The sequence below is a fragment of the Kitasatospora sp. NPDC002522 genome (assembly GCF_053595195.1).
The window spans coordinates 161,906-183,520 of record NZ_JBSFXE010000010.1; the positions used below are offsets into that span (position 1 = coordinate 161,906).

18 protein-coding genes and 2 pseudogenes are annotated in these 21,615 nt (G+C 74.9%); 7 read left to right on the plus strand and 13 right to left on the minus strand.

Annotation, left to right across the window (positions count from 1 at the left end):
• Positions 1-186: 186 nt before the first annotated feature.
• Both ACWD4U_RS11420 and ACWD4U_RS11425 read left to right on the plus strand, forming a co-directional pair.
• Positions 187-813 carry a TetR/AcrR family transcriptional regulator gene (locus tag ACWD4U_RS11420; protein WP_363459540.1) on the plus strand — a complete coding sequence of 209 codons (627 nt, stop codon included), beginning with the start codon at positions 187-189 and terminating at the stop codon, positions 811-813.
• A gap of 230 nt (positions 814-1,043) precedes the next feature.
• Positions 1,044-2,234, plus strand: a complete 1,191-nt coding sequence (locus tag ACWD4U_RS11425; RefSeq protein ID WP_363459542.1) for a serine hydrolase domain-containing protein — start codon at positions 1,044-1,046, stop codon at positions 2,232-2,234.
• Between the two features lie 27 nt (positions 2,235-2,261).
• On the opposite strand, the gene ACWD4U_RS11430 is transcribed toward ACWD4U_RS11425, so the two are convergent.
• The 3 genes from ACWD4U_RS11430 to ACWD4U_RS11440 form a co-directional block, all read right to left on the minus strand.
• On the minus strand, positions 2,262-2,783 hold the full coding sequence (locus ACWD4U_RS11430) for a PP2C family protein-serine/threonine phosphatase (protein ID WP_363459605.1): 522 nt from the start codon (positions 2,781-2,783) through the stop codon (positions 2,262-2,264).
• A 137-nt stretch (positions 2,784-2,920) separates the two neighbouring features.
• A complete protein-coding gene (locus ACWD4U_RS11435) occupies positions 2,921-4,549 on the minus strand; it encodes an MFS transporter (RefSeq protein ID WP_363459544.1) in 1,629 nt (542 codons plus the stop codon).
• 128 nt (positions 4,550-4,677) lie between these two features.
• Positions 4,678-5,856: a GDSL-type esterase/lipase family protein gene (locus ACWD4U_RS11440; protein WP_363459546.1), complete on the minus strand. Its 1,179-nt coding sequence runs from the start codon at positions 5,854-5,856 to the stop codon at positions 4,678-4,680.
• Between the two features lie 475 nt (positions 5,857-6,331).
• Between ACWD4U_RS11440 and ACWD4U_RS11445 the strand changes: the two genes are divergently transcribed.
• Positions 6,332-6,514 (plus strand): hypothetical protein, encoded by a 183-nt coding sequence (locus ACWD4U_RS11445; RefSeq protein WP_363459548.1) that lies wholly within the window; start codon positions 6,332-6,334, stop codon positions 6,512-6,514.
• 31 nt (positions 6,515-6,545) lie between these two features.
• Here ACWD4U_RS11445 and ACWD4U_RS11450 read toward each other — a convergent pair whose 3' ends face one another.
• From ACWD4U_RS11450 to ACWD4U_RS11470, 5 genes and pseudogenes are all read right to left on the minus strand, one after another.
• Positions 6,546-7,259, minus strand: coding sequence for a YukJ family protein (locus ACWD4U_RS11450; protein WP_363459550.1), 714 nt, complete (start codon positions 7,257-7,259; stop codon positions 6,546-6,548).
• Between the two features lie 244 nt (positions 7,260-7,503).
• A complete protein-coding gene (locus ACWD4U_RS11455; protein ID WP_363459552.1) occupies positions 7,504-8,505 on the minus strand; it encodes a DNA glycosylase AlkZ-like family protein in 1,002 nt (333 codons plus the stop codon).
• A 335-nt stretch (positions 8,506-8,840) separates the two neighbouring features.
• Positions 8,841-9,395 (minus strand): hypothetical protein, encoded by a 555-nt coding sequence (locus ACWD4U_RS11460; RefSeq protein WP_363459554.1) that lies wholly within the window; start codon positions 9,393-9,395, stop codon positions 8,841-8,843.
• Between the two features lie 97 nt (positions 9,396-9,492).
• Positions 9,493-10,065 (minus strand): annotated as a pseudogene (locus ACWD4U_RS11465) (biliverdin-producing heme oxygenase); the annotation flags it as partial.
• 358 nt (positions 10,066-10,423) lie between these two features.
• Entirely contained in the window at positions 10,424-11,389 is a 966-nt protein-coding gene (locus tag ACWD4U_RS11470; protein ID WP_363459556.1) for an SDR family NAD(P)-dependent oxidoreductase, read from the minus strand.
• A gap of 136 nt (positions 11,390-11,525) precedes the next feature.
• Here ACWD4U_RS11470 and ACWD4U_RS11475 point away from each other — a divergent pair, with 136 nt between their 5' ends.
• Together ACWD4U_RS11475 and ACWD4U_RS11480 are read left to right on the plus strand one after the other, a co-directional pair.
• Complete coding sequence (locus ACWD4U_RS11475) at positions 11,526-12,218, plus strand: C40 family peptidase (protein WP_363459558.1); 693 nt, start codon at positions 11,526-11,528, stop codon at positions 12,216-12,218.
• Positions 12,215-12,397 (plus strand): hypothetical protein, encoded by a 183-nt coding sequence (locus tag ACWD4U_RS11480; RefSeq protein ID WP_363459560.1) that lies wholly within the window; start codon positions 12,215-12,217, stop codon positions 12,395-12,397. The genes ACWD4U_RS11475 and ACWD4U_RS11480 overlap by 4 nt, the downstream gene beginning before the upstream one ends.
• A 7-nt stretch (positions 12,398-12,404) precedes the next feature.
• On the opposite strand, the gene ACWD4U_RS11485 is transcribed toward ACWD4U_RS11480, so the two are convergent.
• The 5 genes from ACWD4U_RS11485 to ACWD4U_RS11505 all read right to left on the minus strand — a co-directional run bounded on the left by ACWD4U_RS11485 (position 12,405) and on the right by ACWD4U_RS11505 (position 18,746).
• The gene (locus tag ACWD4U_RS11485) at positions 12,405-13,568 is read right to left on the minus strand and encodes an alpha/beta hydrolase (protein WP_363459562.1); all 1,164 of its coding nucleotides are present in this window, start codon (positions 13,566-13,568) and stop codon (positions 12,405-12,407) included.
• A gap of 30 nt (positions 13,569-13,598) precedes the next feature.
• Positions 13,599-14,891: a class I SAM-dependent methyltransferase gene (locus tag ACWD4U_RS11490; RefSeq protein WP_363459564.1), complete on the minus strand. Its 1,293-nt coding sequence runs from the start codon at positions 14,889-14,891 to the stop codon at positions 13,599-13,601.
• On the minus strand, positions 14,888-15,679 hold the full coding sequence (locus ACWD4U_RS11495; protein WP_363459566.1) for a DUF1365 domain-containing protein: 792 nt from the start codon (positions 15,677-15,679) through the stop codon (positions 14,888-14,890). Before ACWD4U_RS11495 ends, ACWD4U_RS11490 begins: the two co-directional genes overlap by 4 nt.
• Positions 15,676-16,968 carry an NAD(P)/FAD-dependent oxidoreductase gene (locus ACWD4U_RS11500; RefSeq protein ID WP_363459568.1) on the minus strand — a complete coding sequence of 431 codons (1,293 nt, stop codon included), beginning with the start codon at positions 16,966-16,968 and terminating at the stop codon, positions 15,676-15,678. The genes ACWD4U_RS11495 and ACWD4U_RS11500 overlap by 4 nt, the downstream gene beginning before the upstream one ends.
• A 65-nt stretch (positions 16,969-17,033) precedes the next feature.
• On the minus strand, positions 17,034-18,746 hold the full coding sequence (locus ACWD4U_RS11505) for an SsgA family sporulation/cell division regulator (RefSeq protein ID WP_363459570.1): 1,713 nt from the start codon (positions 18,744-18,746) through the stop codon (positions 17,034-17,036).
• A gap of 500 nt (positions 18,747-19,246) precedes the next feature.
• Here ACWD4U_RS11505 and ACWD4U_RS11510 point away from each other — a divergent pair, with 500 nt between their 5' ends.
• A complete protein-coding gene (locus ACWD4U_RS11510) occupies positions 19,247-19,837 on the plus strand; it encodes a hypothetical protein (protein ID WP_363459572.1) in 591 nt (196 codons plus the stop codon).
• 457 nt (positions 19,838-20,294) lie between these two features.
• A pseudogene (locus ACWD4U_RS11515) lies at positions 20,295-21,530 on the plus strand (MinD/ParA family ATP-binding protein); the annotation flags it as partial.
• Positions 21,531-21,615 lie beyond the last annotated feature (85 nt).

Below are 21,615 nucleotides of genomic sequence, written 5' to 3' on the forward strand. Positions count from 1 at the left end.
CTCCTTCGCGGTGCGCGGGCGGGCCGGCGGCCGGTGGGCAGGCCGGGGCCGCGCTGCGCACGAAGTCTGAAATGACGGATTGTCAGATTGGCGCTACTCGACGGTAGGGAGGGTGCGGCGGCCCTGACAAGACCCCGGTGGGCGAGAATCGTGTCGGGCGGCGAGGCGATGGGGCGGGTGGGGCGGATGGGGCAGGCGACGGGCACGTACGGCGGCCGGTCGGCGCAGGAGCGGCAGGCCGAGCGGCGGGAGCGCTTCCTGGCGGCCGGACTCCAGCAGTTCGGCGACCGGCCCGGTTACCGGCACGCCTCGGTGGCCGGGCTGTGCGAGGCGGCCGGACTGTCGACCCGTCAGTTCTACGAGGAGTTCCGCAACCTGGAACAGGTCCTCGCCCAGCTCCACCTGCAGGTCAACGACCACAAGGAGCAGGCCGTCCTGCACGCCCTGACCAACGCCGCCGGGCAGCCCTTCGCCCAGCGGATCGCCGCCGTGCTCGGCGCCTACGTCACCGCCGCCACCGAGGACCCCCGCCGGCTGCGCATCGCCTTCGTCGAAATCGTCGGCGTCAGCGAGGAGTTGGAACGCCAGCGGCTGGTGCGGCGCAAGCGCTGGGTCGAACTGATCGTGGCCGAGGCGGAGGCCGCCGCCGCCCGCGGCGAAGTGCCGCCCCGGGACTTCCGGATCGCCGCCACCGCCTTCATCGGCGCCGTCAACGGACTCCTCCACGACTGGACGGCCGGACAGTTCGAAGCCACCCTCGACCAGGTGGTCCACGAGCTGACCACCCTCCTGCTCGGCGCCACCGGCCGCTGACACCCGGCGCGCCGGCACGCCGCCCGGCGGTGGCGACCAGGCGATGGCGGCCGGCCCGGTGGCGACCAGGCGGCACCGGCCCGGCGGTGGCGGCCAGGCGGGTGGAAACGGGACGGGCGGGTGGGGATCGGCCGGGTCGGCGGGCGGGGGCGTGGTCGGCTTGACGGGTGGTCGAATCCGCCGCCGGCCCGTTCCGTGCCGGTCCGTTCCGTGGGAAGTGATGTGCTGTGATGCGACGATCCTCGGCTCTGCGGCTGGCCGCCGTCCTGGTGGCCGCAGCCGTGCTCGGCCCGGTCGGCGGGGTGCAGGCGCAGGCCGCGCCGGTGTCCGTGGTGGCGCCGCGGACGGTGGACGAGGACTGCCCGCTGGACCCGGCGCTGGCGGCGCGGCTGGACGAGGCGATCGCGCGGGTGCAGGCCGAGACGGGGACGCCCGGCGTCGCGGTGGGAGTGTGGCTGCCGGGGCGGGGGAGCTACCTCCGGGCGACCGGGGTGGCCGACCTCGCGACCGGCGAGCCGATGCGGACCGACATGATGGTGCGGATCGGCAGCGAGACCAAGACGTTCACCGTCACCGCACTGCTGGAACTCGTCGACCAGGGACTGGTCGGACTGGACGACCCGATCGCGAAGTACGTGGACGGCGTGCCCGACGGGGCGAACATCACGCTGCGTCAGCTCGCCGGGATGCGCAGCGGGCTGTTCCCGTACACCTCGGACGAGGAACTGCTGCGCACGGTCTTCACCGACCCCGGGCGGAGCTGGACGCCCCAGGAGCTGCTGGCGTACGGCTTCCGGCACGACAACACCTTCGCGCCCGGCGCGCAGTTCGAGTACTCCAACACCAACCTGATCCTGCTCGGCCTGGTGGTGGAGAAGATGACCCACCGGGACCTGGCGGAGGTGATCCGCGACCGGGTCGTGCGGCCGGCGCACCTGCACCGGACGTTCCTGCCGTCCGGGCCGGAGTTCCCGCAGCCGCACCCGCACGGGTACACGCTGGACCTCGCCGGGCAGCGCGTCGACGCCACCGACTGGAACCCGAGCTGGGCGTGGGCCGCCGGCGCGATGATCTCCGACCTGCCGGACCTGCGGCGCTGGGCGAAGGTGGTGGCCACCGGCGAACTGCTCAGCCCCGCGACCCAGGCGCAGCGCCTGCGCTTCGAGCCGACCGGCTTCCCCGGGACGGGCTACGGCCTCGGCCTGATCGACAGCGACGGCTGGATCGGGCACAACGGTTCGCTGCCGGGCTACGAGACGGTGACCGTCTACCTGCCGGAACAGGACGCCACCCTGGTGATGATGCTGAACACCGACCAGCTCGTCGGGACCCAGGAGCCGAGTTCGCTGTTCGCCCGCGCGATCACCGAGATCATCACACCGGACCACGTCTACGACCCGAAGCAGCCCCCGCTGCGCTGACGGGTCGTCGGACGGTGCGGCTCGGGTCTACGCGGCGAGCAGCGGGGCGGTCTCGGCGCGGGTGAGTGCGATCAGGGCGACGTCGTCGGCGAGGTGGTGGGTCCAGTCGCGGACGTCGTGGTCGAGGAAGGCCAGGAGCTCGGCGGGGCTCTCGCAGGGGTGCGTGGTGACGCGGTCCGCGGCGGGGTAGAACTCGCCGCTGGCGTTCCGGGCCTCGGTCAGGCCGTCGGTGTACAGCAGGAGCGACTCGCCGTCGACCAGCGGGAGTTGACGGGGCGTCGGGGCGTCCGCGCCGAGCGCGCCGAAGCCGAGCGGGAGCAGCGACGGGACGGCCACCTCGCGGGCGCCGGACGGGCCGACGGCGAGCGGGGCGAGGTGGCCGCAGTTGACCACCTCGACGGCGGGACGGTCGGCCCGGTGCTCCAGCAGCAGCGCGGTGGCGAACAGCTCGTGGTCGCCCCGGGACGCGGCGACCCGGGAGGTCTGCCGGTCCAGCCGGGCGGCCACTCGCCGAGGTCGCCGGTCTCGTGGGCCTGGGAGCGGAAGCAGCCGAGCAGGTCGGTGACGGTCTGCACGGCCTGCAGGCCCTTGCCGCGGACGTCGCCGATCAGGATCCGGGTGCCGTGCTCGGTGTGCACCGCCTCGAAGAAGTCGCCGCCGATGCCGGTGCCCGCGGTCGCCGGCTCCTAGTGGCCGGCCAGCCGCAGACCGCCGAGACGCTCCGGAATGGTGTGCAGCACGGCCTGCTGCAGGGCCGCCTCGCTGGCCCGGCTGCGGGCCAGCCGCTCGCTCTGCTGCCGGCGGGTCCACACCGCGAGGCCGGTCACCGCGCCGACCGCCAGCGCCGCGGCCAGCGCCGCCGGACGCTGCGCCGCCTGCTCGCCGGCGATCACCCGCACCAGCAGGTACTCGCCGCCCGCCGCGGCGGCCACGCCGACCGCCACCGCCGGGATGCCCGCGACCAGCGCGGCGGCGGCCACCACGCCGACGGCGACCCAGAGCAGCTGGGTGGCGTCGCCCGGGGCCGCACCCAGGCTGATCGCCGAGGTGTAGGGAAGGGCCTGCGCCGCGGCCGCGCCGAGCAGCACCGCGACCGGGTGCAGGGCCGCGGCGCCGAGCCGGGCCCGCGGCAGCGAGGAGAGGAACCAGGCCATCTGCGGGACCTGGGCGATCATCACACCGAGGCCGGTGAGCGCGGTGGCGAGCGAACCGGCGGCCAGCCAGGCGTCCGTACCGGCGGGCAGCACGTGCAGCAGCACCAGGCCGAGCGCGGCCAGCGGGAGGCCGAGCGAGCAGCCGGCGACCGGGGCGATCCGGCGGTGGCGCACCAGCACGGACCCGGCCGCGCCGCCCAGGCCGAACATCGACAGCAGCAGCGTGCCCTGCGCGGGGGTCGCCCCGGCCTGCACGGCCAGCACCGGCACGGCGGCCATCAGCGCCAGCTGGGTGCAGCCGACGGCGACACCGGTGGCCAGTGCCATCCAGGCCGCCCGGGCGGGCATCGCGAACGGCAGGCCGCGGCGGACCAGCCGCCAGCCCAGCACGGTCAGCCCGAGCGGGACGGCGGCGAACAGGGCGACCGTCCGCGGGTCGGCCCAGCCCCAGACCGGGGCGACCTGCAGGGCGGCGACCGCGGTGGCCGCGACGCCCGCCAGGGCGGTGGTCAGCACCCGGTCCCAGGTCCCGGCCGGGGAGCCGACCGGCTCCGGCAGCCGGCGGCGGGCCGAGGCCAGCAGGACCAGGGCGATCAGGCAGCCGATTCCGGCGGCAGCGCGCAGCGAGAACAGCGACGGGGTGCGCGGGATCAGGTTGGCGGAGACGAAGAACGCCGCCGACATCACGGCCAGCCAGCCGCCCAGCACCCGGGTCATCCGGCCCGGGGCGTTGAGCGCCGGCACCAGCATCAGACAGCTGACGAACAGCGCCGCCGCGGCGACCGTGATCACCCCCCGGCCGAGCAGGTACGACCAGCCGGAGAAGGCCGCCGTCTGGACGGCCAGACCGGCGGCGAGCGCCGCCAGCGACCACAGCAGCACCCGCCGCCGGCCCCAGCGGTCGCCCGCCTGGCCCGTGCCGAACATGGTCAGCACCGTGGCCGCTGCGCCCGCCACCTTCATCACGGCGACCTGGCCGGGGCGCAGGTCGAAGGCGGCCACCACGACGGGCTGGGCCGCACCCTGCAGCACCGGGGTGATGACGTAGTAGACGGCCGCCAGCGACAACAGCACCGAGACCGGCCGTCCGGCACCGCCCCGCGCCAGGGCGGGCAGGGCGGTGACGGCGCGCGGCGGGTCGGCCGTGATCTCGGCGGCCATGCGGAGAACCTCGTTTTCGGTGGCGAGTGGGACTTCCTCCCCCTACATTCCGAGGCTCCCGCGAAAATGTGCCGCAGATAAGTAACAAAAGTCCCCTGTCGGGAAAGGCTCGGCGAGCCTGCCTGAACCTAGGGCAGCGGAGCGAGCGAGACGCCCGAGGCGTCCTGGCCCGCGGTGCTGCGACAGGCGAAGTTCCGGCCGGCCGGCTGGGCGGAGACCAGGTTCAGGCAGCGGCCGAGGCCGAGCTCCCCGTAGTAGTTCGGGTGGAACGACTCCTGCATGGTGCCCTGGGTGGCGCCGGTGGTGAGGAAGCGCGCCCACTCGCCGGTGGCCGCCGTCACCGGCTTGGTGTCGGTGGCCAGCCGGGCCGCGGTGGCGCAGACCTCGTGGCCCTGCAGGAAGTTCTGCAGGTCGAGGAACTGCACCCGGCGGTCCGCCGCCACCTGGGCGAGACGCTGCGCCAGCTGCGGGACCAGGCCGTCGCGGGCCCAGTCCAGGTCGCCGTCCCAGAACGGGCAGCCGCCCGTGCTGGTGCGGGCCCAGCCGCTCTCGCCGTAGCGGGCCTCGGAGCTGCGCGGGATCGGCGACGGGTAGGACTGCAGCACGATCCGGTAGTCGGCGTCCGCGTAGCCGTCGGCGGTCATCACGGCGCGGATCTCGTCGATCGACCGGCCGACGTCGGCCATCGCCGAGTCGATCTTCGCGTCGATGGCGGCCTGCTGGTCGTCGTGGCAGTACGAGTACCAGATCTCGTAGTCCTTGACGCAGGTCGCGATGGCGTCGGCGAAGCCGAGGTCGTTGCCGCCGATCGACAGTGCGATCAGGCCGACCCGGCGCTGCGACGCCAGCGTGGCGAGCTGGTCGGCCTGCGGGGCCTCGCCCTTGAAGGACTGGCCGCCGCTGCCGGCGCGGAACACGTTCGCGGTGGTGGCGCCGGAGCAGGCCAGGTTGACCGCGGTGGCGGAGCCGAAGGCGCTGAGCACCTCGGCGGAGTCGGAGCGGTCGCACCCGCTCTGGTAGGTCGTGCCGTACACCTTGGCCGGGGTGTAGCCGCTGCCGTTCCACGCCCGGTCGGTGCCGCTGCGGCTGCCGGAGGAGGTGTCGCTGTTGCCGGCCCAGCGGCCGCCCTCGCCGGAGATGTAGCTGTCGCCCAGCGACACCGCGATGGCGGGGCCGCTGCCCGGGGCGGCCAGCGCGGTGGGGGCGCCGACGGCCAGCAGGCCCGGGACGAGGAGCGGGAGCGTGAGGGCGGCGGCGGTGAGCCGTCTGCGGGCGCGCCGGGGCGCGGTGGGGCTGATCGGTGACATGTGAGGGTACTCCTGCGCTCGGCCTCAACTGCCTGACACAGCAAGGCGCGACGGGGGAAACAGGAACCGGCGGGGGCGGATCCGCCCAAGGGCCGGATATGGCGAGAAATGTGACACAACCGGCTTTGTTACCGCTAGGTATCTGCAGCACCTTTCTCGGCTCGCCGCCCCACCCGTCACATCTACGCGCGATGCTCAACCCGCCTGGTCCGTACCAGAGTTGATCTCCGGGCGGGCATCCCGGGGGTCGGTGGCGGGGCGTGACAAGTCGAGCGCGGAAAGTGTTCACTCGATCGGATGGCCGACGGTGCGTCAGGGCGCGGCGGGCGCGGGTTCGTGGCTTGCTGGCACCTGGTGGAGCGCGGAAGGCGCGCTGCGGAGGAGCGGGAGTCCAGTTGCCCAGAGTCACACCGGACCGGCGGGACGGCGGTCGCCGGGCGGAAGCGCCGGAACTCGCCCGGGGGCAGGTGCGGCCGTGACGCCGGGGGCGGCCCTGCTGGTCGTGGCCGGGGTGCTGGCCGGATCGGCGCTCGGCTGGTGCGCGGTGAACCGGGTCGTGGGCCGCCGCGAGCGGGCCCGGGCCGAGCGGGCCGCCGCCGACCTGGCGCTGTGCGAACGCCTGTGGGCGCTGCCCGCCCGCGACCGGGACCGGGGCTGACAGCGGAGCGGGGCGGCGGCCCGGCCGTCGGTCAGTGGTGGTCGGCGGGTCGCGGGTGGTGGCCGCCGCGGGGCTTGGGCAGGTGGTTGTCCAGCGCGTGGCCGGTGTGGTCGTCGGTGTGCCAGGACTGCGACTGGAAGGCCAGGAACATCGCGATCCAGCGTGACGCGCCCGGCAGATGGATCAGCAGCGCGCCGTCCTGCCACACGCCGTCGTCGCCGCGGAACTGCGTGCTGTTGCCCTGGTTCATGTGCACGTCGTGCACGCCGTTGCCCGGCTTGAAGCCGAACACCTTGTCCGGCACGCTCGCCTCGGTCGGCCACCGCTGGCCGAACACGTACAGCACCGCCCGCGGGTCCTCGATCGCCTGCAGCACCTGACGGTCCAGCAGGTCCGGCAGGTCGTTGTCCGCGCCCGGGCGGTCCGGCGGCAGCGTGCGCATCGCCGCGTGGTCGAACAGCTTGCCGCGCACGAAGTCCAGCGCCGCCGTGCCCGGCCGGGACGGCAGCGCCGTCCAGCCGGCGGCGGTGGCCGGAAGCTGCGCCGTCACCGGGTGTGCGAAGTCCTCGTCCACCAGGTACAGCAGCTCCGAAGGGGCCTGCTGCGACTGGACGTTGACGGCGGCCCGGAAGTGCGTGCCGGCCTGGTCCACCAGGTGGATCTGGTAGTGCGGGGTGTCGGTCGTGCCCTCGCGGCGACGGTCGACGGCCCGGGCGGCGAGCACGCCGTAGTGGTCGATGGGCATCCGGAGTCCTCCCGGCGGACGGGTACGAGGCGAGCTTTCCTTCCCCGCACTCTCCCGCACGGCTCGTCGCCCCGGCCGCCAAGTCACCCGATGTTCACCCGCCCGGAAGCCAACTCGCGCGTACGCCTTGACCGGGTCCGGCCGAGCTCCGGAACGGCGACGGTCTCCGCCAGCCTGATCCCGCGCGCTCCCCAGCTTCGAAGGTTCCCGCACTGGCGGAGCAGCGCTAGGCCACCGGCGGGTGTCAGGAGGCCTCGCGGAGGGGGCGGGTGCGGGCGGAGTCGGTGTGCAGGAGGGTGCGGGCGGCGAGGTCCACGGCGAGGTGGGTGCCGCCGAGGAGGACGGCGCGGTCGCCGAGCGCGGAGCGGAGGACGGCGGGCGGTTCGGGCAGACGGCGGGCGAGTTCGGCCCGCAGCGGGCGAAGCATCCCGGTCGGGTCGAGCCCGCCGCTTCCGCCGAGGACCACGGTCTCCAGGCCGGTGGCGAGGGCGAGCGGCACCAGCGCGTCCACCAGCCGGGCGAGCGTCTCGGCGGGCGTGGCCGGGACCGGTCGCGGCGAGCCCGGACGGGCGGCCAGGTGTGGTCGGCGGTGCAGCACCAGCCCTACGCCGGACGGATCGGCCACGTCCACGAACGCCAGGTGTTCGACCTCGCGGCCCGCATTCAGCAGGTGCCGGTGCTCTGCGTACGCGGCGAGCTGGGACGGCCGGACCTGGATCGGTTCGGCGACGGTCTCCCGGCCGACGGTGCCCTGCCCGGCGCCGGTGGCGGCGGTCCGGCCGCTGGCGCCGTCGCGGCCGTGCACGGCGAGCACCCCGCCGTGCAGATCGGCGACCGTCACGCCGGTGCCGCGCAGCAGCAGCTCGCGTAGGCGGCGGGCCTCCTGGCGGGGGTCGTCGGTGCGGCGGCGGGGCCGTTCGACCTCGGCCAGCGGGACGCCGTCGAAGCCGGCCAGCAGGGCCCGGCACGTGTCCGGGCCGATCTCGGCGACCAGAACCCAGGCGGCCTCCGGGGCGAGCGCGAACGCGACGGGGGGCCGCCCGGTGCGCACGGTCGCGCCGTCCGCGCGGACCAGGCCCTTGTCGAGCAGGTCCTCGAAGATCGCGGAGACCGTGGGCTTGGACAGCCCGGTCAAGCGGGCGAAGTCGGCGCGCGAGCCGGGGCCGCCGGTGCGGAGCCAGTCGACGGCGAGGCGCAGGTTGTGGACGCGGGTGAACTGCGGGGTGGCTCCTGCCGGGAAGCGCATGGGTCTGCCTCTGCGGGATCGGGAATCGGATGGTCGGAGCGCGCCGGGCGGAGCGGGAGACCTGACGGTCCAGCCTGCCGGGAGGTCGGGGTCGTTGGGCCTGACGGTGCGCCAGGTCGGGAAGGTGCTGCGGGTGACGGTCCGGCGGGCGGACGACGGGCGTCCGCCCGCGTGTCGGAGCGTCGGGAGCGGGGTGTCGGTGGAACGGTGGCAGCGGACGGTGCGTCAGTGGACGGCGGCGCCGGACAGGTCGGGGAAGAGCACCTCGGTGAGGTAGCGCTCGGCCTCCTGCGGGCCGAGGACCCTGGTGAGGATCGCGCGGCGACCCGGGTCGGTCAGCTGGGCGGCCCGGTAGCGGTCCCAGTGGGCGAGGAGTCGGCGGTCGAGCGCAGGTCGTCGAGCGGTTCCTCGGAGGCGATCGCGGCCAGGTACTCCTCGATCACGGTGGCCGCGAATGCGCAGAAGTCCTCCAGCTCCGCCGGGTCGGCGGGCGTGACGGCCAGGCAGAACGAGGAGAACACCGAACACCACGGCGGCAGTTCACGGGCCACCGAGCGGGTCGGCCGGTCCGGCGTGGCCAGGATGCGCCGGTAGCGCTCGGGCAGGCCGGCCTCGGAGACGGGGGAGAGGTCGACCACCGCCGCCAGGGCGCCGCGCGGACCGGCCGCCGCGAAGAGGCCGAGGATCGGGGCGGGCCGCTCCGGCCACGGCACGGCCACCACCCGCACCCCGCTGACCTGGCCGAGGAACTCCTGGACGTCCACGTAGGCGAAGTGCTCGGAGCGCAGCGGCGTCGGGCGGACGGTGTACGCGCCGTCCGGGCTCGACAGTTCCGGGGCGTCGAACTCGGCCGGTATCGGGGCGGGCATCACGCCCGGCAGGGCCAGCAAGCCTGGTGCGGGTCTCGGCCGCGAAACCCGCGAGCAGCTCCGGGAAGCCCGGGCCCGTCGCGGCCTGCCCGCCGAGGCGGCACCGGCGCAGCCAGCGGCCGAAGGCGTGGAAGTGCGCACTGGCCGCCGCGGTGGCGGCGGCAGTCCCGGCATCGTCGAAGCCCTGGGCCTCGGCGACCTCCACGAACGAGCGGAACCGGCGGCGGGCGTCGCCGTCACCGGCGAAGAAGGCCACCCCGTGCTCGGGGGTCAGGCCCAGCGCGTCGTTCACCCAACGGGTGATCAACTGCGCGCCCAGGCCGGATCCCTCGACCACGTACAGCATGCCGAACAGCCCGGCCGGGCCGTCCGGGCGGGGTACCTCGGTACAGCGCGGCAGAGCGGCGATCCGCTCCGCCGACCAGCCGAGCCGGCGCAGGTCCTGCACCAGCCGCGCGGCGCCCGGCGGGACCCGCCAGGCCAGGCCGTGTTCGGCGGCGGTCGCCGCGAGAAGGTCCTCCAGGGGCTCCTGGAAACCCAGGAACGCGCCGAGTACCGCCGCGTACGCCTCCTCCGAGGTCAGGCGGGCCAGGAAGTCGAGTTCCTCCTCCTGCGCGGCGTGCGCCGCTCGGGTGCCGTCGCGCAGGTGCTGGAGCAGCGGGGTGGAGGTGGTCGGTCGCACAGTCGCCATGCTGGATGTCCGTCCGGTCGGATGCCCGTGTGCGGGGTGAACGCCCACCGTTGGGCCCCACACCCCGTGCAACGGGCCGTTGCCGGGACCGGTTCGAAATCCGGCCGCATCTGCTCGAACCGGCCCGTGTCCGGCCACGTTCACCGCGCGAGGAGCACCATCGCGTTCCCCGGCGTTGGCTGTGCGGCCCTCCACGCTCGGCGCCCTCACCGGGGGTGGGGGGGAATGCCGTGACGTGCGCACGCGGCTGCTTCGCCGGCTGGGGACGTAGCTCCGGGCGCCTGCGGCGGGCCGGGCGGACGGTCGGGGAGCCGGGCCGTGTGCTCCCGGCGGTCGGCCGGGGTGGCGTGACGCGGGCTCAGGCGAGGAGGGCCTGGACGGTGCGGGGGACGGCTTCGGCGGGCGGGGTGGTGGTCCAGCCCAGCTCGGTGCGGGCACGGGTGGCGTCGGGGAGGGGGTGGGAGAGCAGGAAGTGGAGTTCGCCGCTGGCGAGCAGCGGGGGACGGCGCAGCAGGCGGGCGGCGGACTCGCCGAGGGCGGCGAGGGCCTTGGCGACGGGGGCGGGCATGGTGGGCGGGACCTTGGCGCCGGGGGCCGCGGCGGCGACGAGCTCGGCGATCCGACGGAGCGTCAGGTACTGGTCGGAGAGGATGTAGCGGGAGCCGACCGGCGCGGCGGCCGCGAGCAGGTGGCCTTCGGCGACATCCGGGGCGTAGACGACGGGCAGGCCGCCGGGCGGCAGCGCGGGGACCTGGTTGCGCAGCAGCTTGAGCAGGACCTGGTTGAGCGTGGTGCCGACCGTGCCGGGGCCGTACACCGCGGACGGGTGGACGATCCGGGCGGGCAGCCCGTCGCGGAGCACCGCCTCGGTGACGTGCTCGTCCGCGGCGAGCTTGGAGCGCTGGTAGGCGGTTCCGAGGCGGCCACTCGCCAGCCGGCTCTCGTCGAACGGGACGCCGGGGCTGCGCTCCAGGGCGTCGATGGTGCTGGTGTGGACGAAGCACCGGACGCCCTCGGCGAGGGAGGCGGCGACCAGGTGGCGGGTGCCGCCGAGGTTGACCCGCTCGAAGGCGCCCGGGTCGGACAGCCACTGCTCCGGCAGGCCGGCCACGTGGAAGACCGTGTCGCAGCCCGCGACGGCCTGCCGGACGCTCGCCTCGTCGGTGACGTCGCCGGCCGCCAGCTCCACCGCGGCGGGCAGCAGCGCGGCCGCCCGGCCGGGTGCGCGGACCAGCGCGCGGACCTGGATGCCGTCTGCGAGCAGCCGCCGGGCGACCAGATTGCCCACCGTGCCGGTGGCGCCGGTGACGAGTGCGCGGTGCATGGAGAATTCCCTTCCGTCGGAGAGTGATTGAGCGTATCAGTCGGTGGTCGGGGAGAATTCCCGGTGAACCGGCGGGGGTTGGCGGGACGTCAACGGGAACGGAGCAGATATCACGATCCGGAGAAGGTGAACCCGCATGGCGGAAACCCGAATGACCCGACAGAACTCGCTGGTCCGTGCGGTGGCGGTGTTCGCGCTCACCGCCGCGGGGCTGGCCTCGAGTTCCCCCGCACAGGGCCGGTCGGCGCCCGACCATGCCGGCACGGCGGCGGCGCCGGCCCCGCGCTGGGAGCTCGGCACCGCGAGCCGGGGCGGTGAACGTCCGCAGCTGACAACCGATCTGACGGACCGTCCGGAGCTGCGCGGCGCCGACCACGGAGTCCAGCGACTGCCTGTGGTACCGCCGCCCGCCGCGCAGCCGGCGGCCCAGACCGTGGTCGAGCCGGTGACCGAGGCGCGGGGCGAACGGGCCGTCCGGCTGGCGCTGGAGCAGGTCGGGAAACCGTATCGCTGGGGGGCCGAAGGGCCCGATTCCTTCGACTGTTCCGGCCTGATCGAGTTCGTCTACGGAAAGTCCGGTGTGGAATTGCCGAGAACCACCTGGGACCAGCTGGGAACCGGGCGTCGGGTGAATGTGTCGGAAATCGCTCCGGGCGATCTGGTCTTCTATCACCAGGGCTCGCACGTCGCCCTCTACATCGGCGGCGGGAAGGTGGTCCACGCGCCGCACACCGGCACCGACGTGCGGGTCGCCGAGCTCGACATGATGCCGGTGCAGACCGTGGTGCGGCTGCCGCGCGCGGCGGAACGCACGGAGGTCGGGCGGTGACGGCGAAGGCGGGCCTGCTGGCCGTGCTCGCGCTGCACGTCTGCTCGCTGCTCGGCTGGTTCGCGGCGAAGACGGTGTCGGTCCGCCGGGAACGGACCAGGGCTCGGATGGCCGCCGCCGACCTGGCGGTGTGCGAGCACCTGTGGGCGCTGCCCGAACGCGAGCACGACCGCGACTGACGGCCCGTCACTCCACCTCGCGCCCCAGGTAGCGGCGGTGCTGGAGGTCGACGAAGGCGGTGATCGCGTCGGTCACGGCGGCCGTGCGGCGGGACGGGAAGACGTCGAACATGTGCTGCGCGCCGGACAGTTCCGCGTAGGCGACGGGTTCGGCGGAGACCGCGCGCAGGCGGTCGGCGAAGCGGCGGGCGCCCGACGCCGGGACCAGGCAGTCCTCCGCGCCGTGCAGGACCAGGAACGGTGGCGCCGCGGCGTGCACCCGGTGGACCGGGGAGGCGGCGGTGTAGGCGCCCGGATCGCGGTCCAGCGGGACCTGCATGATCTGCTGCTCCAGCCGGCGCAGCCACAGCGGACGCCAGGTCTCCCGGGCGTCGGTGACGTCGTACACGCCGTGCAGGGTCACGGCGGCGCGGACCGAGGTGTCCACCTCCTCGAAACCCGGCTGGTAGCGCGGGTCGTCCGGGGTGAGCGCGACCAGGGCGGCCAGCAGGGCGCCCGCGGAGCCGCCGGTGACGCAGAGGAAGTCCGGGTCGGCACCGAACTCCCGGGCGTGGGCGCGGTACCAGGCGATCGCCCGCTTGCAGTCCGCCAGCTGGGTGGGGAAGGCGACCTGCGGGCTGAGCCGGTAGTTGGCGTTCAGCCCGACCCAGCCCGCCGCGACCAGACGGCGCAGCAGCGGCCCGCCCTGGCTGCGCTTGTCGCCGTCGAGCAGCGAGCCGCCGTGCAGGTACAGGACGCCGGGCCTCAGCCGCTCCGGCACCGGGTCGGCGGCGGGCCGGTACACGTCGAGGTGCAGCGGGACGCCCGCGACCTCGGCGTACACCACGTCGCGGGTGACGATCCGTCCGGCGAGGGGCGGGCCGCCCGCCGGGGGCAGCCCCGCCGCGTGCAGCACCGCCGGGGTGCGGTGGGCGAGCGCGACGACCCGGAGCAGGCCGGCCGCGCCGAGCGCCGCCGCAGCGAGGCCGACCAGGCCGGCCGTCCGGTCCAGCGCCCCGGCCGCGGCCAGCGCCGTGGTCAGCAAGGCATCGGCGGCCAGCCAGGTCGGGGCGAGTTCGGCCGTCACCAGGACGGCGAGGAAGACCGTCTTCGGGGCGTCGGCTGGCGGGCGCAGCGCCAGCGCGGCGAGCCCGCAGAAGGCGACGCCGACGAGCAGGAGGAGAAGTGCCATGGATGCGCTGGGTTCCTTGCCGGTGGGTGGTCAGGGCCGTTCGATCAGCAGCTGGTAGGTGTCGAGGAACCCGGAGCGGAACCCGGCCTCCGAGTAGGCGAGGTAGAGCGTCCACATCCGGCGGAAGGTCTCGTCGAAGCCCTGCGCGTCGATCGCCGGCGCGGCGGCGGTGAACGCCTCGCGCCACAGCCGCAGGGTCTCGGCGTAGTGCGCGCCCATCGACAGCCGGTCGGTGACCCGCAGCGAGGTGGCGGCGAGATGCTGGTCGACGGCCTCGGTGGAGACCAGCTGGCCGCCGGGGAAGACGTACTTGTCGATGAAGGTGAAGGTGTCGCGGGCCCGCAGCATCCGCTCGTGCGGCATGGTGATGGCCTGCAGGCCGATCCGGCCGCCGGGGGCCAGCCGCTCGTCCAGGGTGCGGAAGTAGACCGGCCAGTAGCGGTAGCCGACCGCCTCGATCATCTCGACGCTGAGAATCACGTCGTAGCGGCCGCGGACCTCCCGGTAGTCGGACAGCTCCACCGCGACCCGGTCGGCCAGGCCGGCCCGGGCGATCCGCTGCCGCGCCAGGTCGCGTTGCTGGTGGGAGAGGGTCAGCGAGACCACGTCGGCACCGCGGGCGGCGGCGCGAAGGGCGAGCTCGCCCCAGCCGGTGCCGATCTCCAGCACCCGCACGCCCGGGCCGACGCCGGTGGCGTCCAGCAGGCGGTCGATCTTGCGGTGCTGAGCGGCCGTCAGCAGCTCGGGGGCGGCCACCGGCCGGCCCGCCGGGTCGGTGTCGAACAGCGCGGCCGAGTAGGTCATCGACTCGTCCAGCCAGGCGGCGAACAGGTCGTTGGACAGGTCGTAGTGCGCGGACACGTCGCGTCTGGCCGCCTCCACGGTGCCGTGCCGCTCAAGCCGGCGGCGCGGCAGCACCAGGCGGCGCAGCGACTGCAGGACCGGCGGCACCAGACCGTCCAGGCGCTCGGCGAGCACGGTCAGCACCGCGGTGGGGTCGTCGGCATCCCACTCGCCGGCCAGGTAGGACTCGCCGAAGCCGACCAGGCCGCCGGTGCCGAGCCGCGCCGCGAACGCCGCCGGCCGGTGGACCCGCAGCACCGGACCGCCGGCACCGAGCCGGCCGTCGGTGCCGGGCCGCTCGGCGGTGGGCGGCAGTTCGACGGAGAGCGGGAGGTCACGCACGGCGCGGGTGAACACCGCCCAGGCGGCGCGGGCTCGCAGCGGGGCGCGCGGGACGCGGGCGACGTCCGGCCAGCGGTCGGCGTTCGGCTGCGGCAGGGCGGCGGCGTGCTGCGCACGGGTGCGGGTCGGCGTGGTCAACGTCGGACTCCCTCGGGGACGGTGCGGGCGGTGCGGGCGGGGCGGGGGAAGACGGGCAGTCCGGCCAGCCACAGCCGGACGCCCTGGAGGCGGATCCGGGCGGCGGCGGCCAGCGGGGCGAGCGGATGGCGTACGGCCAGCCGCAGCAGCGCGGCCGGAGTGGCGGTGCGGCGCACACCGCGCACGGCGGCGGTGAACTGCCGCCCGCCGGGCGGCTTCAGCACCACCGAGAGGGCGAGGTCGGCGCCGGGCTCGGGCACGGTCATCCGGTACTCACCCACCGGCGGGTGGAACGGAGAGACGTAGAAGTCCTTGGCGGCGGTGGCCCGGCCGCGCTCGTCCGGGTGCAGCAGGTACGTGTGCCGCCCGCCGTAGGTGTTGTGCACCTCGGCGAGCACGCCGGCCGACGAGCCGTCCCGGCGGTGGCACCAGTACAGGGTCAGCGGGTTGAAGACGTGGCCGAGCACCCGGGCCTGGGTGAGCATCAGGATCCGGCCGCCGTCCAGGTCGACGCCGTGCCGGGCGAGTTCGGCCTGCACGGTCGCCCGGATCGACGCCCCGGCGGCGGACCGGCGTCCGCGGGGCAGGTCGCCGCCGGTCAGGTGGTCACGGGCGTCGAAGCGGGCCAGCGGACGCAACGGCCGGGGCAGGCGCGGCAGTTGGTCCAGGTCGACCAGCCAGAGGTAGCCGCGGTGGCGGAAGGCGTGGGGGATCGGCGCGGTACGGACGTGCGTGATCGTGCACGGGTACAGCGCGGCGCCCGGCAGCGGCCGGGTCAGCGCCCTCACCAGCCGACCCCGAGCGCCGCGGCCGCGCGCACCCCGGAGGCGCAGCCGTCCTCGTGGAATCCCCAGCCGTGGTACGCCCCCGCGTACACCGTGCGGGCCGTGTCCAGCTCCGGGAGCCGGCGCTGCGCGGCCACCGAGGCCGGGGTGTAGACCGGGTGACGGTACGTCATCTCGGCGACTGCGGCGCCGGGTCGGACCGGGCGGTCGCCGAGGGTCACCACGCAGTCGCCGGGGATGTCCAGGCGTTGCAGGCGCTTGACGTCGTAGCTGATCCGCACCTCGGCGCCGCCGGTGGTGGCGCAGCCGTCGACCAGGTAGTTCCAGCTGGCGCGCACGGAGCGGCGGCCCGGCAGCGCCGAGCCGTCGGTGTGCAGCACGGCCCGGTTCGGGGCGTAGCCGATCGCGCCGAGCACCGCCCGCTCGTCGCCGGTCGGGTCGGTGAGCAGGCGCAGCGCCTGGTCCGGATGGACGGCGACGACGGCCGCGTCGAAGGGCAGCAGCTCACCGTCGGCGCGTACGTCGACCCGGTCGCGGTGGCGGGTCAGCGCTCGCACCGGGGTCGAGGTGCGCACCGCGGTGAGGTCCTTGACGGCCCGTTCGACGTAGGCGCGGGAACCGCCCTCGATGCTCCGCCACACCGGGGAGCCGGTGACCCGCAGCAGGCCGTGGTTGGCCAGGAAGGCCATCAGGTAGCGGGCCGGGTAGTGCAGCGCCTGCCCGGCCGGGCAGGACCACACCGCGGCGACCAGCGGCACCACGAAGTGGTTGGTGAAGTACCGGTCGAAGCCGTGGAGTCGAAGGAACTCGCCGAGGGTCGGCTCGTCCGAGCCGGCGGGCGCGGTGGCCAGCGCGCGGCCGAGGCGGTGGAAGCGCGGCACCTCGGTGAGCAGCCGCAGGTAGCGCGGCCGGGCCGCCGCCCCGGGGTGGGGCAGCAGGCCGCGCAGCCCCCGGCCGCCCGCGTACTGCAGGCCGCAGCCGCGGCACGTGACCGACATGCTCATCTCGGTGTCGAAGGTGCGCACCCCGAGTTCGCGGAAGAGCCGGGTCAGCTGCGGGTAGGTCCGCTCGTTGTGGACCAGGAACGCCGAGTCGACCGGCACGGGGCCGCTCGGCGTCGGCAGGTCGTGGGTGTGGGCGTGCCCGCCGAGGCGGTCGTCGGCCTCGAACAGGGTGACGTCGTAGGCGCGTTGCAGCAGGTAGGCGGCGGTCAACCCGGCCACGCCGGAGCCGATCACGGCGACCTTCCGCCGCGGGGCGCCGGGGGTCGGAACTGGGGTCGGCACATCCATGACGGGCGCCCTTCAGGCTCGGCGATCTTACGAAACCGGTACACGGCGGCCCGGCCGACACGGGTTCAGATCTCGTCCGCGGAACTGCGCAGCAGCGCGTCGACGTCGAGGGCGGCGTGCTCCGTGCCGGCCGGCGCCAAGGCCAGCGAACGCTCGAGGAAGAGCTCCAGGAACGCCCGCGGCACCAGCAGCACGCAGTGCCCGTCCGGACCCTGAAGCAGCACGTGCACCACCGCCCGGCCCGCGTACACCTCGGGCCGGGCCTTGACCGCCAGCAGGCCGGCCGGCCGCTGCAGCCCCTCCAGCAGCACCTCGCGCGGCAGTTCCCACACCGGGTGGCTGCCGGGCTCGAAGTGGAAGGTGCTGCGGACGAAGTGAGGATCGGCTGCCGAGTACGAGAACTCCACAGGCAGCAACAGCAGTTGCTCACCGGGCAGGCTCAGCACCAGCTCCGCCCAGCCGCACAGCTCCGCCCGGCCGGGCTCGTCCGTCGCGATCCCCGACCAACCGTGGGCCGGCGCCAGCATCGCCATCCGGCCGAGCGCCGCCGGCCCGGTGCGACGGCGCAGTGCGAGCGCCCCGGGCGTGCCCAGGGAGGACGCCTCCAGCAGCTCCAGGAACTGCAGCACCTCGCCCAGCCCGTCGCCGGTCGCGATCTCCTGACCGTCCGCCAGCTCCAACCGCAGCCGCACCAGGCACAGCAGCTCCGCCCAGCGCTGGATCTCGTGCTCGTACCGGGCGTCCGGGAGCGCCCTGGTCAGCGCAGCCACCGCGGACCTGGTCGAGGCGATCAGCCGCTGGTGGCGCTCGCGCAGATCGGTGTCCTCGGCATCCGTCGGTAGGCCCGTGCACCGGTCGCGCAGCACCCCGGACCGGCGGCCGGCCGGCCGGCCGAAGGGCAGCCGCACCTTGGACGACACCGCCAACTGTTCGCCGATCTCCGCCGAACTCCAGCCCTGCACCCGGGCCAGCACCGCCCCCGCACGGTCGTGGTCGAGCGGAGCGAGCAACTCCACCAACCGCTCCCGGCCGACGGTCTGCAGGCGCTCGTTGGCGAACGGGTCCCCCGGTGAGGACTCCCACACCCCGAAGCCGTGGAACAGCGCCCGGTGCTCCGGGTCCACCCCGCCGGGTCGACGCAGCACCACCCGGACCTCGTGCTCCACCCAGCGCAGGAACCCGGCCTTCAACCCGGCCTGCCGCGCCGGTCGTCGCGCCGCGGTGGCGGTCCTGGCGTTCGCTCCGACCGGGGCTGCGGACATCGCGCGGCCGAGGGCGGTGCGGGCGGCCTTGGCGGCGGCAGCGCCGGTGACCGCTCGGGTGGCGGTGCGGCTCGGGGTGCCGCTCGCGGTGCGGGTGGACTTGCGGGTGGAGGACTTGCGCGTGGCCTTGCGGAAGGGCCTGCCCGGCGGCCGGGCCGGCCTCCCCGGGCGGTCGCCGACGGGCAGGCCCTTGGCGCGCAGCCGGGCCACCGCCCGGGCCACCGCCAGGTAGGCCGTCTCCTCGCACTCGGCAGCCGCCAGGCGGGCCGAGCGTGGCCCGGGCAGCCGGCCTGCGTACAGCGCGGCGAGCACCAACGGCAGTGCGTAGCAAGCGAGTTCGGCGGCCACCAGCTCGAAGCGCGGCCCGCCGAAACCGTCCGCGGCCAGCTCCCGGTGCAGCCGGCGGTCGGCCCGCTGCCGCTCCCGGTCGCGGCGCGCGGCCAGCCCGTGCAGCACCCGGAGCCCGCTTGGCGAGCCGACCACCGCCAACGCCTCCTCGAACAGCTCGTCGCCCACACCGCGGGCGCCGTTCCCATCGCACGATTGCCGAGTCACCGGTCTGCCTCTCGCTCGTCGTCCCCCCGGATCGGACCGCGCCGCCGAGCCGGGCCGCTCTTCGGCCAGATCCGAGAGAGCGGACTGGGCCCGGAAAACGCGAGGGCCCCGGCCCACCGCACGGGGAACGGCGGGACCGGGGCCTACGAGCCCGGAGCACAGGGGCCGACGGCGGAGGGGAGACGCCGCCGTCGGATCACTCCGGGCGGTGTGCGGTCCGCCGCGAACGACGGGGGCAGAAGGACGCGAGGACCGCACATCCCTCACCACGGACCGAGGAGCGGCGGCGGTTCACCGCGGGTCCCGCGCCAGGGGACGTCCGAGCCGAGGGCCGGCTCCCGGGCGACCCTCGAGGCGCGCTGCCGCAAGGCGAGGACGTGGCCCCGCTGAACCGCCGGTCGCCGGGTGCCGTTCTTGCGGATGCCGCCCCGCCGCGGCACCCGACTTCGACAGGAGCGACCATGGATCGCCTTCGTGGCGCCGTCGTGCTCGGCACGACCGCGCTCATCACCGTGGGCGGCGCGAGCACCGCCTTCGCCTGGCCGGCCGGGAGCATCACGCTCACCGCGACCTGCCGCAACGACCCCGGCAAGATCGTGCTGACCGTCAGTGACACGTACAGTGCCGGGATCGACTTCACGCTGACCAACGACAAGACCACCGAGAAGGTCACCGGACACGTCGAGGGCCACGGCAAGACCGAGAAGACCGTGCACTACAACGGCGCGGGCACCGTGTGGACCTTCAAGGCCGTCACCGACAAGGGCGAGAACCTCAGCACCTCGGTCACCCTCGCCGACGAGAAGCGCTGCAAGGAGGCCACCCCGACGCCCACCCCGAGCCCCACCCACAGCCCCAGCCCGACGCCCACGCCGACGCCCACCCCGACCCCCACGCCGACGCCCAGTCCCACGCCCACCAAGCCGCCGGCGCAGCAGCTCGCGTACACCGGCATGGAGGACCCGGCGGTGGTGGTCGGTGGCAGCGCCGTCCTGCTCGGCGGCGGCCTCGGCGCCGCCTACCTCACCCGCCGGGCGCGCCGCCGGATCTGATGGCGTGCCAGCGGCCGGATCCGACGGCGCACCAGCCGTCGGATCACTCGACGCACCGTGAACGCACGACTCGAGCCGCCCGCGACCACCCGGTGAACGGGAGATGCGGGCGGCTCCGTTCTACCCCCTGAAGGCAGATGGGGAACGAAGGAAGGATGCCCCGGTGACGATCGAACAGGTTGGCGCCGACTCCCGTGTGGAGCGGCTCGAAGAGGGCGGCCGCTGGGACTGGGCGGGTGCTCCCGACTACGGCCCGGCCGGCTGGCTCGCCGCCTCGCTGCGCCCCGCCACCCCCCAGGAGTCGGGAGTCGTGCTGGACGCGTTCGGCACCACGCTGAAGCCCGTGCAGCCGGAAGCCGCCGGCACGGTCGTCGTGCCGGCCGGGCTGCTCGTGCCACCGGGAACGGTCGCCCCGCCCGGTCCGACCGTTCCGGTTGCTCCGGTTGCTCCGGTCGTTCCGGTCGTTCCGGTCGTGTCGCCTGCGGCCGGGGGACCGGTCGACGCCGTGACGCCCGTGGTGGCGGTGCCGCCCGGGCCGCTCGCCTCGCCCGCGCTGCCCGGGCAGATGGTGTCGCCGATGCCGGTGCAGGCGGCATACACGGTGCAGGCGCCGCACGTGGTGCAGGCACCGCCCGCGGTGCCGACCGTGGCCGTGGCGCCGCCCCTGCCGGCGGCGCCTCCCGCTCCTTCGCCCGTTCCGGCCGCTGCCGTTGCTGCCGCCGCCGTTCCCGCTCCGACCGATGGCGGGACCGATGCCGAGGCCGGGCCCGTCGGCCCGCCGCGGACCGAGCGGGCGCCGCTGGGAAGTGCGGCCGCCGTCGACCTCTCCTCCGAGAAGCTGATCCGCAAACAGCCCAACCCGCGCGGCGGCCTTCGCAGGTTCACCGGCCTGGTCGGCGGACGTCCGCACGCCGACCAGCTCCGCACCGTCCGCACTCCGCTGCAGCGCTGCTACCGGATCGCCGTGATCAGCCTCAAGGGCGGCGTCAGCAAGACCACCACCACGGCCGTGCTCGGCGCGATGCTCGCCGGGGAGCGCGCCGACCGGGTCATCGCGATCGACGCCAACCCCGACTCCGGCACGCTCGGCCGCCGGGTCGAGCGGCAGACCGACGCGACCATCCGCGACCTGGTCTCCGCGCTGCCCGACCTCGACACCTACATGGACATCCGCCGCTTCACGTCGCAGATGTCCGGCGGCCTGGAGATCCTCGCCAACGACACCGACCCGGCGGTCTCCCGCACCTTCAACGACCAGGACTACCGGCGGGTGATGGACACCCTGAGCCGCCAGTACCCGATCGTGCTCACCGACTCCGGCACCGGCCTGCTCTACAGCGCGATGCGCGGCGTGCTCGAACTCGCCGACCAGGTCGTGGTGGTGGCCACCCCCAGTGTCGACGGTGCCACCAGCGCCAGCATGACCCTCGACTGGCTGGAGGCCCACGGCTTCGACGAGCTCGCCGAACGCGCCGTCACCGTGGTCTCCGGCGTCCGCGAGACCGGCAAGCTGCTGCGCGTCGACGACGTGGTCGCGCACTTCGAGAGCCGCTGCCGCGGCGTCGTGGTGGTCCCGTTCGACGAGCACCTCTCGCTCGGCGCCGAGATCGACCTCGACCTGATGCGACCCAAGACCCGGGCCGCCTACTTCGACCTCGCCGCCATGGTGGCCGAGGACTTCGCCCGGCCGCAGCCACAGCGCCACTGACCGCACCCTGCGGCCCGACCGGTCGGTGAATGGGACTCACCGACCGGTCGGGCCGCAGCGTCGTGCGGTG

Excerpts from the sequence above, each read along its gene's own strand:
- ACWD4U_RS11455 (WP_363459552.1), bottom strand. The coding sequence starts at position 8,505 with ATGCGCTTCCCGGCAGGAGCCACCCCGCAGTTCACCCGCGTCCACAAC.
- ACWD4U_RS11475 (WP_363459558.1), top strand. The coding sequence starts at position 11,526 with ATGGCGGAAACCCGAATGACCCGACAGAACTCGCTGGTCCGTGCGGTG.
- ACWD4U_RS11500 (WP_363459568.1), bottom strand. The coding sequence starts at position 16,968 with ATGGATGTGCCGACCCCAGTTCCGACCCCCGGCGCCCCGCGGCGGAAG.
- ACWD4U_RS11510 (WP_363459572.1), top strand. The coding sequence starts at position 19,247 with ATGGATCGCCTTCGTGGCGCCGTCGTGCTCGGCACGACCGCGCTCATC.
- ACWD4U_RS11450 (WP_363459550.1), bottom strand. The coding sequence starts at position 7,259 with ATGCCCATCGACCACTACGGCGTGCTCGCCGCCCGGGCCGTCGACCGT.
- ACWD4U_RS11420 (WP_363459540.1), top strand. The coding sequence starts at position 187 with ATGGGGCAGGCGACGGGCACGTACGGCGGCCGGTCGGCGCAGGAGCGG.
- ACWD4U_RS11435 (WP_363459544.1), bottom strand. The coding sequence starts at position 4,549 with ATGGCCGCCGAGATCACGGCCGACCCGCCGCGCGCCGTCACCGCCCTG.
- ACWD4U_RS11440 (WP_363459546.1), bottom strand. The coding sequence starts at position 5,856 with ATGTCACCGATCAGCCCCACCGCGCCCCGGCGCGCCCGCAGACGGCTC.
- ACWD4U_RS11470 (WP_363459556.1), bottom strand. The coding sequence starts at position 11,389 with ATGCACCGCGCACTCGTCACCGGCGCCACCGGCACGGTGGGCAATCTG.
- ACWD4U_RS11425 (WP_363459542.1), top strand. The coding sequence starts at position 1,044 with ATGCGACGATCCTCGGCTCTGCGGCTGGCCGCCGTCCTGGTGGCCGCA.
- ACWD4U_RS11485 (WP_363459562.1), bottom strand. The coding sequence starts at position 13,568 with ATGGCACTTCTCCTCCTGCTCGTCGGCGTCGCCTTCTGCGGGCTCGCC.